General features: G+C 53.2%; 1 protein-coding gene. It reads right to left on the bottom strand.

Annotation, left to right across the window (positions count from 1 at the left end):
• Nucleotides 1–803: hypothetical protein (locus IB241_RS28095; protein ID WP_225595762.1), on the bottom strand; the 803-nt coding region annotated here is incomplete at its 3' end.
• Nucleotides 804–914 lie beyond the last annotated feature (111 nt).

Genomic DNA, 914 nt, shown 5'->3' on the forward strand with positions numbered 1-914 from the left:
TTTTTTTTTCTCCCCTCTTTTTCCCCTCCCCTTTTTCCTCCTTTCTCTTCTTCCCTTTTTCCTCTCCCTCCTTTCCCCTCTTTCTTCTTCCCCCTCCTTCTCTCTTTTCTTTTTTCCCTTCTTTCTCTTTCTTTCCTCCCCCCTTTCCTTTTTCCCCTCTCCCCCTTTCTTTCCCCTCTCTTCTTCTCCCTCTCCTCCTCCCCCTCCCTCTCCTCCTCCCTCTCCCTCCCTCCTCTTCCCCCCTTTTCTTTCCTCCTCCCTTCTCTTCCCCCTCTCTCCCCCTTCCCCTCTTTCTTCTCCCTCTCCTTCTCCTCCTCTTCTTTCTCCCCCTTTTTCTTCCTTTTTCTTCCTTCCTTTTCCCCCCTCCCTCCTCCTCTCTCTCCTCCCTCCTTTTTCCTCTTCTCTCCTTCCCTCCCTCTTTCCTCTCTCCTCCCTTCCCCCTCCCTTTCTCCTTTCTCCTTCTCTCTTTCCTCCCCCTCTCTTCCTCCCCTTCTCCCTCCCTTCCCTTTTCCCTCTTCTCTCCTTCTCCCTTTTCTCCTCCCTCTTCCCCTCTCCCCCCTCCTCTTCCTCCCTTTCTTTCTTTCCTTCCCTTTTTCTTCTCCTTTCTTTCTCTTTCCCTTCCCCCTCTTTCTCCCTTCTTTCTTCCTTTCCTCTTCCCTTCCTTTTTCCTTTCCTTTTCCCCCTCTTCTCCTCCTTCTCTTCTTTCCTCCCTTCCTCCTTCCCCCTTTTTCCTCCCCCTTTCCCTCTCCTTTCCCTTCTCTTCTCTCCCCTCTCTCCCTTTCTTCTCTTTTTCTCTCCCCCATGTCTGCGCTCTTGCTCAGTACCTGGCCGCGTGTTGCCTGGCCTCCCTTGGCCCCTTGTCCTCCTCCTCCCTTTTCCTCCCCCCCTTCTTCCTCTCTTTCTCTTCTTTCCCC

The sequence above is a fragment of the Pseudomonas sp. PDM05 genome, from assembly GCF_014851685.1.
Lineage (GTDB): Bacteria > Pseudomonadota > Gammaproteobacteria > Pseudomonadales > Pseudomonadaceae > Aquipseudomonas.